Raw genomic sequence first — 15,959 nt, 5'->3', positions numbered from 1 at the left:
GGATACACCCACTTCTACGTCCAGTAGAGTACACGAGCCATTGAAAAGCGTCTAGCAATCTCACCCTCGAAGAAGCATCTCAGTTTCTTCATCGTCTCAGCCTCGTAAACATACTTTGTACCGCCGAACTTGTTGCGCTTGACGCTACGTGTTGCCTCATCCATCTCCAGTTGGGTGTGAGGATACCATTGTTGCAACACTTCTTTTGACCCTGGTGTGAAACGATGGGAGATTAACTCAAAAGTGAGGTCACACTCAAAATCAAATGCTTCGCTGATTTGGTCAAAGAGGCGATGGTAATGTGACATCCAATCATCTATGGGCATAATTGGCGCAATCACTAAACCCACCGGGTAACTCCCGCCACCTTTTGAGCGAGGCAGCGCCAAACGCCGCAAAGCCTGAAGTCGGTCACTCACCGATGCCGTACCGCCCTCAAAGCGACCCGAAATCGGGGCTGCATTCACACTCATCCGGCAGCGTGTATGCCCCTTGTGCGGCAAGTCGAGCAGTTTATCCACCGCATCGAACTTCGACACCCAGCGCAGATGCCCATTTTCTCGTGTCCCAAAATGGCGGATGCACATCTCCAGACTGCCAGTGAGATGCTCGATGCCTAAGGGGTCTGTGTAGCAACTCACTTCATAAGTTGTTGTCTTACCCGCTTGCTCGTACTTCGTCAGATTGTCTAATATCTGGGGTAAGTTGGCAAAGACACGGATAACGGGTGGGCCTGACAAACTCCCCGCCAAATAGCAATATTGGCAGTGCGCTGGACAACCTTCTGCAATGTGAAACTGCCAGTCAGCCGAAGGTGGAATAGGGCTGAGTTTGAAAGCGCTGGGCGGTGTGGTCACAACGGCGAGAGTACGCTTACTTTTATTGTAGGTTTCCCGCTCATCGGCACCGCGCAGACCTGTGAGGCGGTTTCGAGGTAACTCCTCAATCGGCAAATTCAGAGCCTGTACGCGAGACAAAATTTGCTGACCCCAAGGTTCTTCCAAGGCCGCAGGTGTAAATAAGACGCGCTCAGGCATCCACAATCTTGATTCACGCGCTTGGGACTCTAACTTAGGCTTTTCTATGATTGGGTTTGACAAAATTGTTTTCCTATTAACTGGAAGACTAATGACTGGCAACCTCACAAATCACCATGACATTGGATAAGTATTTGTCAGTACTGTAATGGACGAGTTTTAATCCAGCTCGTTCTATATCTTGCTGAAGTTCAGGTAGCTCATACTTATGCTGTCTCCAAATCGTAATTTCTTCACCTTCCGAGATTTCAACGCTCTTATCAATTTCCCCAAAACTGAAATTCAGAATATAAGGATGACGAAGTTTTATATTAGCAACTATACTATCTATTTTATCATCATACTTTCTCACCAGCTCACAATCTTCGGCTCTAATCCCAAGCTCTTCTTTAATCCAGGTATACACGGGTTCCACATGATACTTAAAGCCTCCTCTGGCTCTTCCATCCCATTGAGAACTAGAACCAATTTCGTTAGTGAATACAAATAAATCATTTTTGTTCATACTATGTCTAAAATTTTTGAAAACGCCAGAGCGGTTTTGATGATTGCCCATAGTTACACCTAAATGGAAGAAAATTTGGGCTATAGACTCCGATTCAGTATTAGCTCGTTTTTCTAATAGTACTTTGGCTAAAGAATTATTTTCTATATCAATTTGGGAGCTTGTGAAATCTATATTTGGAAACCAATTGTTGAAATTATCTCTAGATAGTTGGAGTAGATTTTCGCTAATATCTAAGGCGATATATTTATTGATTCGACCCAATTTATGAAGTCTACCAACAAATTCTTTGACCGGATATGAGTTTCCTGCGCCTACATCTACAATATTGACCTTCTGACAATTTTTGCAATGGTCGTTAAGATAGTCAAAATTATCTCTTAAAAGGTCAATTTCAGTACTAGATGAACGATACCATCTAGGAGTAATATATTTTAGATAAAAATTATCCCAAATTTTAGCGCCTCTACCTTTATAAGAATACTTGAGAGGCATTTCTCGCCGGAATTCTAAGGCATCAATTATCCCTAAAACTTCTTCTGGCGAAAAAATCGAGTAAAACTCAGAACTGGGTTTGGCTATGCGACCGCCAGGAGTTGGGATTGACGAAGGGAGTTGGGAATTGCTATCGATTTTTTTAGCCATTGTTCTCGTTTTTGGGTTTTCTGATGTATTGAACGTTGATCAAACAGATGGAGGTCAAAAAGCACTCATGAATGAGCCGATAAATTATACGCCGGATAGACAGGTCACACCCAAATCGTGACACAATGGTTCCCGGATGACTTATACACTGAACGTAACGGGAGCTTTAATTATGTGGCGAGTGATTATCCAATGTTCTGCTGAAAGTTGGCTCAACTCTGCTACAGCCTTTAAGGCGATCGCCGCTAAATATCCTGCCACCCTCTTGTCTTCTATAATGATGCGGGCCGATGAGCGACGCATCATGGAATATCAGCTCGAAAACGTCAACGATACTGAAGAATTTGTGGAAGAGTGCATGACTTTGGACGGCTTTACGGCTATGTTTGAATCCCTCTAGTACAAGAAGGCAGAAGGCAGGAGGCAGAAGGAAAGAAAGTTTATACAGTAAGCTTTTTAAGCTTTTTCAACTCGATAGTTATTTCCGCCATGCTGCACTAGTCGTCCATTTACTGAATTTTGATGAGTAGAGTTTGGCTTGGAGTCATCGCTTTAACGCTGAAGGGCTGACTCGGAAAAGTTGGCTAAGCTGATTGCCGAAAGCAAATTCTTCAGAAAGACGGCGCTGGAGGGGTTGGCGAAATGATAAGGCAGAGTAACACGAATTGGCATCTAGATCAATCCGGTTGAAACGAGACTCAACCACCCCAACCCTGATAGCTCTTCACCAAGTCGCTAGGTCTCAATACTCTGACGCCAGCTAATTTTAATCCGATTTTTCACAAAAATTCGGCGGCGGGCATAAAAAGTCACATCTTAGATAGATGCGAGTTCAAGAGAAGGGGGTAAAAGCCTCCGTCTGGAAATAGATCCCAAATCCCAAATCCAAAATGGTATAAGCTAGTCCCAATTCAAGCGGACTTTGCTGGCTTCAGATCTGGCACCGACCTCAAGTGAGTTGTTCATGGGGCTGGCTTCATCCCTACCTCACCCAACAAATCTCGCCGCCGTGAGATGGGCGTCCTGTCTGCCCTAAAAAGGGTGCAAGATCTGAGCTAAAGTCCTGCCCAACTTATTGCTCAGTTTCGTGAGGAAAAGTTCTGGATGACTACTCAATTAAAGCCCTTCGAGAATCCAGTTTCTGAAACCCCGGCTAGAAAAACCCGTTATATTCCGCAAAACCATCGACGCATCCTCTGCATTTTTCCCAAATATTCGCGATCATTTGGCACCTTTCACCATGCCTATCCTCTCATGGGAGTCAGGCCGGTGCGGGCGTTCATGCCACCTCAAGGAATTTTGGTTGTTGCAGCTTATTTGCCGAAAGAGTGGGAAATTCGCTTTATTGATGAAAATGTGCATCCTGCCAAACGGGCAGATTACCAATGGGCTGATGTTGTAATTGTCAGCGGGATGCACATTCAACGTCCCCAAATTAATCACATTAATCAACTTGCCCATCGTGCCGGAAAAATCACCGTTGTCGGTGGCCCCTCGGTGTCAGGTTGCCCTGAATATTACCCGGATTTTGACATTTTGCATCTGGGGGAATTGGGGGATGCCACTGACCAGATGATTGAGTATTTAGACCAACATAGCGAACGCCCCAAGCAACAAATTCGCTTTGAAACAAAGGAGCGTTTACCCCTCAGTGAGTTTCCCCTTCCTGCTTACCATTTGCTGAATATCAACCACTATTTCTTAGCCAATATTCAGTTTTCTAGTGGTTGCCCTTATCGCTGCGAGTTTTGTGATATTCCTGAACTGTATGGACGCAATCCTCGCATGAAAAATCCAGAACAAATTCTGGCTGAACTGGATGCAATCCGCCAAGCTGGGAATCCGGGAGCGGTGTATTTTGTTGATGATAATTTTGTGGGCGATCGCCGTGCCCTCATGACGTTGCTGCCTCACCTGATTGATTGGCAAAAACGCAATGGTTATCCCGTGCAGTTTGCCTGTGAGGCCACCTTAAATCTGGCTCAAAGCCCCAAGCTTTTAGAAATGATGCGAGAGGCTTATTTTTGTACTGTTTTCTGTGGCATTGAAACACCGGAAACGGAAGCACTCAAGTCAATTTCCAAAACTCACAACCTCAGTATGCCTATTCTGGATGCTGTTAAGGTTTTAAATAGTTACGGCATGGAAGTTGTATCGGGAATCATCATGGGATTGGATACTGATACTTCCGAAACCGCAGACCGAATTTTAGAGTTTATTCGTCTGTCCCAGATTCCCATGTTGACTATTAATCTGCTTCATGCCTTACCGAGAACTCCATTATGGCGCAGATTAGAACAGGAAGATCGCCTTGTTTTTGAGGAAAATCGAGATTCAAATGTGGAATTTTTAATGCCTTACGAACAGGTGATTGATATGTGGCAGCGCTGCATTACAGAGGCTTACGAACCGGAATTCTTATATCAGCGATTTGACTATAATATGGAACATACGTATCCAAATCGGATTAAGGTTCCGAATAGTCCTGCTCGTACCTCTGGGGCTAATATTCGCAAGGGATTGGCCATGTTAGCCAATATTTTGATTCGCGTAGGAGTATTTAGCCACTACCGTAAAACTTTCTGGAAAATGGCCTATCCGAAACTGAAAGCTGGGAAGATTGAAGGTTTAATTCATGTGGGATTGGTGGGTCATCATTTAATTAAATTTGCCGCTGAGTGTGCGCGGGGGAAGGAAACCGCCTCGTTCTACTCTCAGAAATTGCGGAATAGTCAAGCTCAAGAAGTCGTGGGTGAGAGTAAGAGAGTTTGATATCAAGTTTGTTAGTGTCGAAATAGTTTTTTAAGGCAGAGAAATGCAGAGGAATGCAGAGGATCGCAGAGTTTTGGGAGGAGAGTTCTTGTTAGTTCTTAATTTTTAGGGGGTGCGTTACTTGTCAGGTAACGCACCCCCTAAAATTAATGGAAAATGCCTAAGACACTGCCAAAGGAACGAGCAACGTTTTGCGGCTCCATGGCATCCATGGCGGCGGTTGGTTCGTAACCACAATGCACCATACAATCCGCACATTTGGGGTTGCCACTGGCTCGACCGTATTGACTCCAGTCGGTTTTTTCGAGTAGTTCCTGGAAGGTAGCATAATGACCTTCATTCAGCAAATAACAAGGTTTTTGCCAACCTAAGACACTGTAACTTGGACTACCCCAAGGTGTGCATTCGTAATCTTTTTCCCCGATCAGGAAATCTAAGAATAAGGGGTTATGGTTGAAGTTCCAATTCTTCTTCCCAGCTTTGACAGGAGCGAGAATTTCTCGGAAAAGTGCCCGTGTTCGTTCCCGTTTCAGAAAATGCTCTTGATCGGGTGCCCACTCATAACTATAGCCCGGAGAAATCATCATGCCATCAATTTTGAGTGTCTCCAAAAAGTCGAATAAATTTTGAATTTCTTGGGGATTAGCGCCTTCAAAAACTGTGGTGTTTGTTGTTACCCGGAATCCCCTGGCTTTGGCGGCACGAATCGCTTTGACGGCAATCTCAAACACACCTTTACGGTCAACGCATTTGTCGTGTAATTCTCCCACCCCATCTAGGTGGACACTAAAGGTAAGGTAAGAGGAAGGCTGAAATTTATCCAGGCTTTTTTCTAGCAATAATCCATTCGTACATAGGTAAACAAACTTTTTGCGATCGACCAATCCCTTCACAATTTGGTCAATCTGGGGATGAAGTAAGGGTTCCCCTCCCGGAATGGAGACAATCGGTGCACCGCACTCTTCCACAGCGGCAAAGCACTGTTCGGGGGTGAGGTTTTGCTTGAGAACATCCGTGGGATGCTGGATTTTGCCACAGCCTGGACAAGCGAGATTACACCGAAACAAAGGTTCGAGCATTAAAACTAACGGGAAACGTTTGCGCCCTTTTAGACGTTGCGTGACTAGGTATTTCCCAACTTCAAAGGCTTGTTGTAGATGAATTGCCATGATGTCCTCTTACCGTTGCGAATTTTAAATTGGGACTCAGTAATTGTTAGAAGGCTACCATTTTCAGGCAGGATAGTTACCGAATGTTGCTCAACTTACCAAGGATTGCCAATCATTGTGAATGCACTCCAATAGTAGGGATGAGAAAGATCTGGGCTTCCTAGTTGAGCTAACTCAGGCGGTAAAGGGAATTTATTTCGCGTTGTCATTAGCGTTTCTCCTTCTAAACGCACATTTCCCTTGAGCATTGCCAATTGTGCCTGCCGCAGCGCTTCAGCTTTGATCGGAGCTTGTTTCAATTGCTCGTAGAATTCTGTCATGAACGCCAATGTCCCTTCATCATTGACATACCAGAGGCTTCCCAGCCCCGACTTAACTCCCGCCTGCACAGCCAACCCAGCAAAGCCTAATTCCGCATTCTTATCCCCTAGCGCTGTGCGACAGGCGCTTAAAACCAACAACTCTACTGATGGGTTATTCAATCCGAATTGGCGCAGTTGGTTCAGTGTTAACTTAGTGTTCCATAACTGGATGTAAGAATTACTGGGCTTACCCGGTTGAAATTCGGCATGGGTGGCTAAATGCACAATGCCAAAGGGTTGTTGAGCGCGGGCTTGCTCGAAATTTTCCAGGGTAAATGCCTCGTTGAGGAAGGAGCGACCTGTCCATAACTGCTGTGTGATCACAGACAACTCGGTAGAGACGGCGGGTAAGGCATTTTGGTCAGAGAATCGGCTCGCGCCCATAGCTAACACTTGTTCATTTTTCACATTGGCGTAGCGAGTATCGGTGAGCGAAAGGCTGGGCATTAAGCCCACACTATAGTTGGCGATGATAAAGTCACTACCATCATGCAACGCGGCAAGAGGTAGGGAGCGCAACCCAGTGTCCATAATGAAGACTAAATTCTTGATTTCTTGCGCTCGTAAATCCTGTTCCAGAGGAGCCACAAACCACCGATAAAGTTGCTTGGCGGAGGCTAAGTAAGCACGGGAACGGCGGCTAGTCAGGTCATTGCGGAATTCTTGAGCCACTTTGACAACTTGCGATCGCGTAGCATTGCGTACTCGTTTGACAATGGGTTTTCCCCGATCCGTGATCAATAACACTTCGAGTGGGTCACTACCCTGCTCTTCAAAGGAAAGTGTTGCATTGGTGGCGACTTTCTGCAAACCGAGATAGTTCTGAAAATCTTGTGTCAGTGTGTCCTCTAGTTGAGTAAAGCTGGGTTCACTCACCAGAACTTTGGGTGTGAAACGGACGTAGATCAGAGCCGGTTTTACACCCGTCTTCTGTTCGATGCGGCGCAGAGTCTTACGCGCCTCGTCTAGGGTAACGACTGGTAATTGAGTGGATGGCTCTTGCAGGGGGAGCGAATCGAGTACGGGGGGAAAGTCTGGGTTGGGTAGTTGCTGTGGTTGTGGTTGTGGTGGTTGTGGTGGTTGTGGTGGTTGTGGTGGTTGTGGTGGTTGTGAGGTGATGATTTGAATATTATCCTGAGTGTAGCTCCCCAAAAAGTCACGGGTTGGCGAAATTGTGTTGCTGGGTCTGGTTGTAATTGAGCCAGCGGTTCCATTGGTTGTGACATTACCCACACTAAAGGGAATGTTCCTGTCACCCCCGCCATGACGAATCGTAACTGAACCGCCGCCAGCACCGCCGTAAGTCGAGATGCTCGCTTGTCGATCTAATTGTGCAGGGATATCGCTGGGATTAATGACATCGGGGGGTAATTGCTCCAATGCCGCCGCAACGGTACCTGTAGCCCGGAAAAAACGGCTCGCGTTAACCTCAACGTTACCCCCTTTACCTGCCCCTAAACTTTGGCTGTTGATTAAGTAGGCTTCAATATCACCAGTACTACTGGTGATGTTAATATTGCCCCCATTGCCATCCATAGAAGTGGAAATGACGCCTCCAGTAGAAAGGTTACCGCTCGAATTTACGGTAATCTTCCCTCCCGTTCCACTCCCCCCAGAACCCGAAACAATAGACCCAGCAACCGTCCTGGCAAGGGGAAAAAGCGTCGAGGAGGTTTGGGGTGACAGGTCAGCAGACGAAACATTAGCGATCGCAAGTAGAGCCTCGAAGGCTTGAAGGGAGGTCAGTCCTTGCAATGTATTGATACTACCTGTTGTGCTGCTGAGATTAATATCACCGCCATTCCCCTCTATAGAAGCAGAAACCACTGGCCCCGTAATCAGATTCCCCGCAGAGGACACTGTAATCTTTCCACCCGTTCCACTCCCCCCAGAACCCGACAGTAGCAGTCCGGTGTCAGGAATGGTTTGACCCCGATATCGAATTTCACCTTCTGTCGTATCGATCGCACCGGCTGTACTGATCAGGTTAATCTCGCCTCCATTGCCTTCCAAAGAGCCAGAAGCGATCGGGCCTGTCGTAATATTACCCAGAGCACGCAGCGAGATATTTCCTCCCCGTCCAGATTTCTGAGCCACAGAAAACACGGCTCCTTGAGCGTCAAGCGGGTCGCGATCGATAATTAGCGTACTCTCACCGCGTGTTGGATCGATCAGAATTTCCCCTGCTGTACTGGTAAGACTGACGTTTCCAGCATTGCCATTATTGGCACTAGCATTAATTCCGCCAGTGGTAATGTTGCCGATGCTTGTTAGGGTGATATCTGCCGCATTATCAACCCCAAGATTAATCGGAATCCCTCCGAGAGTGGTGGTACCGCCTGTCTGGAGACGATTGGTGCTGATAGTGCCCCCTGCGGTCAGGTTAATTGGCCCAAAACTTCCCAAATCAGCGGTGGTAATGTTGCCTGTAGCCTTCAGGGTAATGCCACTACCAGCCAGCAGATTACCCGTTGCGATATTCGCTGCCGAAATCGTGATTGCTCCTTGGGTAAACAGAGTATCCCCTGAATTCATTGCAAACGAACCACCTGCGCTAAAGGTGATTGAACCCTGAAGCAACGACCCTGGAACTAGGAAGGGGTTAGCTCCAAACAAGTTATCATTCAGGTCTTCAATGGTGATATTGTTACTAGCCTCTAAAATGACGTTGTTCGTCGTTGCCAATCCGGCTAGCTCTGACTCAAACAGGATTGTGGGTGTCGCATCACCTGCTCGTACCTGACCTACACCCCCAGTCGGACTGCCTGCAAAACTCGTGATCGAGCCATCCAAATCATCACCATCCCCAGTCCCATTACGGATGATGATGTTTGTCGGATCGAGCAGCAAGGTACCCACGTTGCCATTCGCCGCACTTGTATCGACAGTACCCTTGAAGCTGAGACTTTCCTTCCCCGACACTTCCACAAATCCGCCATTGCCAGAAACCGCACCCCCTAAGGCGTTAATCGTGCCATCAAATCGGGTCGCCTGATCTGACCAAATGATGACGGTACCACCATCACCATTTAATAGTGCCGAAGCATTAATCGTTGAATCGTTACTCACATAAGCGCTAATGGCATTCGGCACGCTGCCTTTACCTTGAAAACCGCCACCAATCAAGACAGTTCCACCCCCATCATTGCCAGAAGCATTGATCGTGGCACCCAATAGACCCACCTTATCGCCCAAGAGATTCACACTACCGCCCGTTTGCAGTAAGGACGATGCCTGGGTTGTCCCGATGTTGGATGTGTCGAGAGTGCCCGCCGCTATCACCATTCCTGCCTCAGATGATAGGGTTGTGCCGGAGTTGGTTAACTGCACTTCGCCGCTACTGGAAAAGGTCAATCCTGTCTCTACAATTCCAGCCGTTCCTGTCAGCAAACTCGGTAAACTTAGAGCCGTAATCGGCAACGGCTGACCCGATAAGTTGCGCGGTGGAGAAATCTCTAAACTCAGCAGATGTCCCGGTTGACTGATTTTGACGAGATTCCCACCCTGCACACCCGCAAGGGTAATATTTCCCGATCGTGCGGTAACTTGACCGGTATTAATCACACTGCCGCCAAGTAACGTTAAATTTCTGCCCTGTGGTACGGTTAAATTACCCGCATTGATCATACTTGCGGGTTGAACTTGGTCAAATGCAAACCGACTGGGGGTACCGATTAAAGTTTGGTAGTCATTATTCCCAGTGGCGTTAAACCATACTCCCCCGGCTGAGGTAAGAGAACCAAAGTCAATGCCCGTGGCAGTTGTCGCCATGAAATCGGCAGGTACATTGAGGCTGGCATTCCGACCAAAAATAATGCCGGCAGGGTTCATCAAAAATAAGTTTGAGTTGCCGCCTGTAACCTGAATCAAACCGTCAATGATTGAAGGGGAACCGCCAACAACCCGCCCTAGGATATTGTCAATCGAGTGATTCGATAAAAAATTGGCAATCTGACCATCACTGAGTCCAAATTGTTGGAAACTGTGGAAGAGATTGGCGCGATCGCTGGAAAAAGAACCCCCTGAGATGTCCAATCGATTGCCATTTTGGGTGACAACTGTGTTAGTACCGTCTGATGCTGGTGTAATAGGTTGAGGGAGTACTGAAAAGGTAGGGATAATTCCAGCGAGCAAAATACTAGACGCTAACAAGCTCAATCCCAGTCGAGCATATTTCATCAATAAATGCCCTGAATAGAGAGGTTTTTAATGAGCTAAGATACTTTTATTATTAATGATTTATCGTCCATCTTTCAAGACGAATTGGTATTAAATTATCATCTATAAACTCTTAGCATCTCTAGCAGCCTGAAATGATTCCTGAAAACCTCCTTTTCTCTCCTCTGCGCGCTCTGTGCCTCTGTGGTTTGTTAAAAAAATCAAATCTCGCAATTGAGTAAAAATTGTAGGGTTAGGCTTGGACTCCCTCAAACCATGTGGCTTTTCTTTTGATTAATTTGAGAGAACTGCTACATAAAGAAAGAACTAGAGTTTTACGGCGTTTCCCACAACTGAATTGCGCTGCCACAGGCACTTGCAAAAGTTTGTCCGTCAGGGCTAAAAGCGATCGCATCAACTCCTGTTGCAAAGGTGAGATTACTCAACAATTCTCCACTGTCTAAATGCCAAAACTTGATTGTACCGTCATCACTACTACTTGCAAAGACTTGCCCATCAGGTTTGATCGCAATAGAATTAACCCTGTGTGAATGCCCAGTAAAGGTGTGCAGGAATTCGCGGCTGCGCCAATTCCACTGTTTTATTATCCCGTTCCTACTACCACTGACAAGAGTCTGATAATCAGGGCTGAAAGCTAATGACGTGCAGGAGGGCGCATCTCCAGCTAAAATATACAGCCATTCACCCGATGACAAACTCCCAATAGCGATATTCCCACGACTTTCACTCGCAAAGATTTGACCGTCTGGGCTGATGGCAATGGGATTAAGATTAGTACTACTTGAATAATCAACAATAAGGGTGTGGAGCAGGTTACCAGAAGAAAGCTCCCACACTTTGATGGTATTGTCCCAACTGGCGCTAGCAAGAATTTGGCTATCTGGACTGATGGCAACAGCAGTAACCGTGTCTGAATGTCCAGTAATGGAATGAATTTGTTGCCCTGTTGTTAAGCTCCAGACTTTAATTGTGTTATCCCAATTCAAGTGATCACCATAACGATACAGTTTCGGAGTGGCACTGCAACTGGCAAGAGTCTGACCATCCGAGCTGATAACAACACAACCAACGGGGCTAGAATGACTAGCAAAGCTATTTAGCACTGCCCCAGTACTCAAGTGCCAAATCTTGATTGTAGTATCATCACTACCACTGACAAGGGTTTGACCATCTGGGGTAAAGGCAAAGGTATTCACTGAATCGGAATGTCCAGTGAACGTATGGAAGCATTGGAAAACCTGATTCGGCAGGATACACATGTAAGCTCCTAGCTATTACCATCATCGTTCCTGTTAGCTGAGGCTTGATGGCTGCCTTATCTCCACATATCCCTGATTCACGAACCAATCTACAGCATCCTTGAGTGCCGTCGAGAGAGGAGACTGAGGTAATCCCAATTCTCGAACAGCTTTTGAGGCATCATAATACATCTGTTGACGTGCCATCCGCACGCCGTCTAAGGGCACGTCAGGCGTTTTACCCAAAGGCGCGAGAATTCGCTCGTCAATCCAAGCCACACTCAAAGGTAACCAAGCGGGTACCGTATGCTTTGGGGCACTCATGCCTGTGAGGTGCGCGAGTTGATCGAGGAGTTGTTTTAATGTGAGGTTTTGGTTGCCTAAAATGTAGCGATCGCCTGTTTTCCCCCGTTCGAGTGCTAGCAAGTGTCCCCACGCCACATCCCGCACATCAATAAAATTTAGCCCCGTATCTAAATAAAAGGGCATTTCCCGTCGCAGAAAGCGAAGTATTATATCACCCGTTGGCGTCGGTTTAATATCAAATGGGCCAATGGGACTGCTGGGATTGACAATGACAATATCTTGACCCGCCTCAACTGCAATCCTCGCTTCCTGCTCCGCCAGGAATTTAGACTTTTTATAGTGACCGACCAAAGCATCCACAGGGCTTTGATGGGTTTCATCGACAATTTCACCCAGAGTACCAACACCAATTGCGGCGACAGAACTGGTGTAAACAGTTCGCTCAATCCCAGCTTGACGAGCAGCCGCTAAAACATTTCGGGTTCCTAGGACATTATGGCGATAAAGTACCTCTTGGTCAGCTTGCCACAGGGAATAGTGAGCCGCAACGTGAAAGAGCGCCTGACACCCCTCCATCTGCCGCCACAACTCCGTATCGTTCAAATCCCCTGGAACAATTTCTACATCCAGATTTTGCAGATTATCCAAGCGACTGGAGGGACGGACAAGGGCTTTCACGGCATACCCTTGTTGCACCAGCAACCTGAGCAGATTCGCACCGATAAACCCCGTGCCTCCCGTAACAAAAACCCTATTGAATTTTAGATTTTGGATGTTGGATGTTGGATTGACCAATTTTGCCCTCAAAAATGACTTATATTAAGCGCTTACGGTGCCGCAAATCGTCCAGCAAAGCATAGACAACTGGAACAACAATCAGGCTCAACAGCGTGGCTGTGGTCAATCCACCGATAATTGCCACCGCCATCGGTGCCCGTAACTCGGCACCCGCTCCCAGTCCTAATGCCAGAGGCAGCATCCCCAGAATAGTAGAAGCCGTGGTCATTAAGATCGGTCGCAGCCGGATCGGGCCAGCCTGAAGGATGGCTTCAGTACGATTTAACCCAGAACTTCGCAATTGATTGATGTAATCCACAATCAAAATGGCGTTCTTGTTAATTAGACCCATCAAAAAGATGATACCGATTAGGGAAATCATACCGAAGTCACTGCGGGTAATCAGTAACCCTAGCATTGCCCCCACAATGGATAACGGCAGAGAGAAAATAATCACCAGTGGATCGCTCCAGCTTTTGAAGAGCAACGCCAGCACCACCAGAATGCATAAAACCGACAGCGCCAACGTCGTGCCAAAACTGCCCAAAATTTCACGACTGCGGGCAGAATCTCCTCCCAAATCGAGTGTGATTCCAGAAGGGAGAACCGCTTTAGCTTCTGCAACCATACGGTCAGTTGCATTTCCTAGCGTCGCATCTTGCCCCAAATTGGCACCGACATAAGCGGTGCGGCGGGTGTTATCGTGCTGAATTTCCAAAATTGTGCCTTGTTGATTGGCTGTAGCACTAGAGGTTACATCCGCAAAACCAGGCAGTTTCTCAAGTCGCTCTTTAATCTGCTTAGCCGTGCGGTTGAGTTGTTCGAGATTGTCCCCCAGTAACGCTAACTTGAGAGGTTTGTCCCCACCCGTATCCACAAATTGAATATCTTCAATGCTCGTCGTGACACCGGAAATCGGAGGCAATGAGTCGCGCTAATTGGTTTTGCACGTCCGCCGTTTTCAGGGTGCGGTCGTTATTGAGTTTCACATAGAGTCTACCCTTATTCGGTTCCCCCTGACGTGACCCAACAATGGTAAAGACATCCTTGACTTGAGGGGATTTCCGCACAACATCATCCAACTGCTTAGCCACCTGAAGCGAATCATTCAGTGGATTAAATGCTGAAGCCGCTTGAGCTTGCCGCAATGCCTCTACAGCATCCGGTGAAAGAGAACCATTCTGGGCAGCAGCTAGAGATTTCTGCAAATCGGCGGGTGAAGAAGAACCACTGGCTCCCGCTAAAGGTGAGGGAGATTCACCATTGGGCGGCACGGATGGCAACCCACCCAAGGCGGAAGCGGCAGAAAGTTCTTTGGGAATGGTGGGTAAAGGAGCCGTGTAGGTAATATTGAACTCACCGCGATCGAGTTTGGGAATAAACCCCTTGGGAATTAGCGGAATCAATCCTAAACCCATCACCAAACTCAAAACGGCCAATCCCATTACCATCCATCGATGATTCAAAGACCACGCCAGTAAGTTTTGGTACCCTTGAGTCAAGCCAGATTCTTTACTCTCTCGTCGGCGAGCGGTTTTGGGTTTGAGCCAACGAGAAGCGAGTAACGGCGATAAAGTCCGGGCAACTAACAAAGAGGTAAGTACCGCTGCCGAAACTGTTATCCCAAAAGGCTTAAAGAACTGACCCACCACACCTCCCATGAAACCCACTGGCAGAAACACCGCCACGATGGTAAAGGTAGCCGCTGAGACGGTTAAACCAATTTCATTGGTCGCTAAAATTGACGCTTGACGAGGCGTTTCTCCATTTTCAATATGCCGGGTGATGTTCTCCACATCTACGATCGCATCATCGACGATAATGCCAATCACTAACGCCAATGCCAGCAACGTGATGGTTTCGAGATTGAAGCCAAAAATCGCCATGACGATAAATGTCCCCAACAGGGAGATGGGAATCGCTAGTGCTGTAATTAGCGTTGCTCGTAGGTTCCACAAGAAGGGAAAGATCACCAAAACCGACAACACCACAGCCTGAATCAGGGCATCAATTGTCGCATGAGTTGCCTCGCGAATATACTCAGCCTGAGTTGCCGCGAGAGTAAGTTGTACGCCGGACAGGGTAGATTTAAGTTTTTCAACTTCTTTTTCCACCTTGCTCACCACATCCAGCGTGTTCGCATCCCCCCGCTTAATCACTTGAAACGCTAGGGCATCTTGACCATTAAATCGCACTAAGGTCGCCCCTTGACCTAAGGCATCACTGGCTGATGAAAGAGACAGAGGCGATGAAGGGGGTTCACCCAGTAACTCAACTTTCAGGACTCCCGCTATCTGGGAGATCGCAGGCACAATTTTGTCGTTGGCAAGCTTCGCTAAATCGCTCAGATTTTGGGATGAACTTTGGATGGCATAACTCACAACCGCAGATTCGTTCAGGTTGAGGGGAATCACCTTAAACGTTGCTCCCGCAGGCAGCTTTAAATTCTTAAGTGACGTTTCCACCTGACGACTGACATTTTCCAGGTTCGTCCCCACCGCCAACGACAAACTGACGACGCTTTGACCAGGATAGGAGGAAGAACGGCTCTCATCCAGCCTTTCTAGGGATTTGAGTTGTTGCTCAATTGGATTAGTGAGTTGATTTTCGGTATCCAGAGCGGTTTTGAGTGGGGCTGAGGCATTGACTACCACCACGGGAAAGGTAATATCCGGGAACAGCGCATACTTCAGAGAAGTGAAAGCCAATATCCCTGCTACAGTCACCGCGATCCAAAAGCTGATACTCAACCAGGGAAACTCGATCGCTAACTGGGAAATATTAAATCGCTCTCTTAGGGATTTTTTGCGAGTCGGCTCTACCATTTTGGGAGACAGATTGTGCAGATTACAAACAAAGGCAGAAGGCAGAAGGCAGAAGGCAGAAGGCAGAAGGCAGAAGGCAGAAGGCAGAAGGCAGAAGGCAGAAGGCAGAAGGCAGAAGGCAGAAGGCAGAAGGCAGAAGGCAGA

General features: G+C 47.2%; 10 protein-coding genes. 2 read left to right on the top strand and 8 right to left on the bottom strand.

Annotated features, from left to right (window positions below; translation table 11 throughout):
- Positions 1–14 precede the first annotated feature (14 nt).
- On the bottom strand, positions 15–1,100 hold the full coding sequence (locus NDI48_27820; protein MEP0834975.1) for a radical SAM protein: 1,086 nt from the start codon (positions 1,098–1,100) through the stop codon (positions 15–17).
- 25 nt (positions 1,101–1,125) lie between these two features.
- Positions 1,126–2,187: an L-histidine N(alpha)-methyltransferase gene (locus NDI48_27815; GenBank protein ID MEP0834974.1), complete on the bottom strand. Its 1,062-nt coding sequence runs from the start codon at positions 2,185–2,187 to the stop codon at positions 1,126–1,128.
- Between the two features lie 136 nt (positions 2,188–2,323).
- Here NDI48_27815 and NDI48_27810 point away from each other — a divergent pair, with 136 nt between their 5' ends.
- Both NDI48_27810 and NDI48_27805 read left to right on the top strand, forming a co-directional pair.
- Positions 2,324–2,587 carry a hypothetical protein gene (locus NDI48_27810; protein ID MEP0834973.1) on the top strand — a complete coding sequence of 88 codons (264 nt, stop codon included), beginning with the start codon at positions 2,324–2,326 and terminating at the stop codon, positions 2,585–2,587.
- Between the two features lie 704 nt (positions 2,588–3,291).
- Positions 3,292–4,959 (top strand): B12-binding domain-containing radical SAM protein, encoded by a 1,668-nt coding sequence (locus NDI48_27805; protein ID MEP0834972.1) that lies wholly within the window; start codon positions 3,292–3,294, stop codon positions 4,957–4,959.
- Between the two features lie 146 nt (positions 4,960–5,105).
- Here NDI48_27805 and hpnH read toward each other — a convergent pair whose 3' ends face one another.
- From hpnH to NDI48_27775, 6 genes are all read right to left on the bottom strand, one after another.
- Positions 5,106–6,128, bottom strand: coding sequence for an adenosyl-hopene transferase HpnH (gene hpnH, locus NDI48_27800; GenBank protein MEP0834971.1), 1,023 nt, complete (start codon positions 6,126–6,128; stop codon positions 5,106–5,108).
- A gap of 95 nt (positions 6,129–6,223) precedes the next feature.
- A complete protein-coding gene (locus NDI48_27795; protein ID MEP0834970.1) occupies positions 6,224–10,669 on the bottom strand; it encodes a CHAT domain-containing protein in 4,446 nt (1,481 codons plus the stop codon).
- A gap of 314 nt (positions 10,670–10,983) precedes the next feature.
- A complete protein-coding gene (locus NDI48_27790; protein MEP0834969.1) occupies positions 10,984–11,865 on the bottom strand; it encodes a WD40 repeat domain-containing protein in 882 nt (293 codons plus the stop codon).
- Between the two features lie 96 nt (positions 11,866–11,961).
- Positions 11,962–13,008: an NAD-dependent epimerase/dehydratase family protein gene (locus NDI48_27785; GenBank protein MEP0834968.1), complete on the bottom strand. Its 1,047-nt coding sequence runs from the start codon at positions 13,006–13,008 to the stop codon at positions 11,962–11,964.
- Positions 13,009–13,027: 19 nt separating this feature from the next.
- Positions 13,028–13,915, bottom strand: a complete 888-nt coding sequence (locus NDI48_27780) for an efflux RND transporter permease subunit (GenBank protein ID MEP0834967.1) — start codon at positions 13,913–13,915, stop codon at positions 13,028–13,030.
- A complete protein-coding gene (locus NDI48_27775; GenBank protein ID MEP0834966.1) occupies positions 13,881–15,815 on the bottom strand; it encodes an efflux RND transporter permease subunit in 1,935 nt (644 codons plus the stop codon). Before NDI48_27775 ends, NDI48_27780 begins: the two co-directional genes overlap by 35 nt.
- Between the last annotated feature and the right edge of the window lie 144 nt (positions 15,816–15,959).

It is taken from the genome of Microcoleus sp. AS-A8 (assembly GCA_039962225.1).
GTDB lineage: Bacteria > Cyanobacteriota > Cyanobacteriia > Cyanobacteriales > Coleofasciculaceae > Allocoleopsis.
The sequence above is the reverse complement of the archived record's forward strand: the minus strand, read 5'-3'. Positions and strand labels throughout refer to the sequence as shown.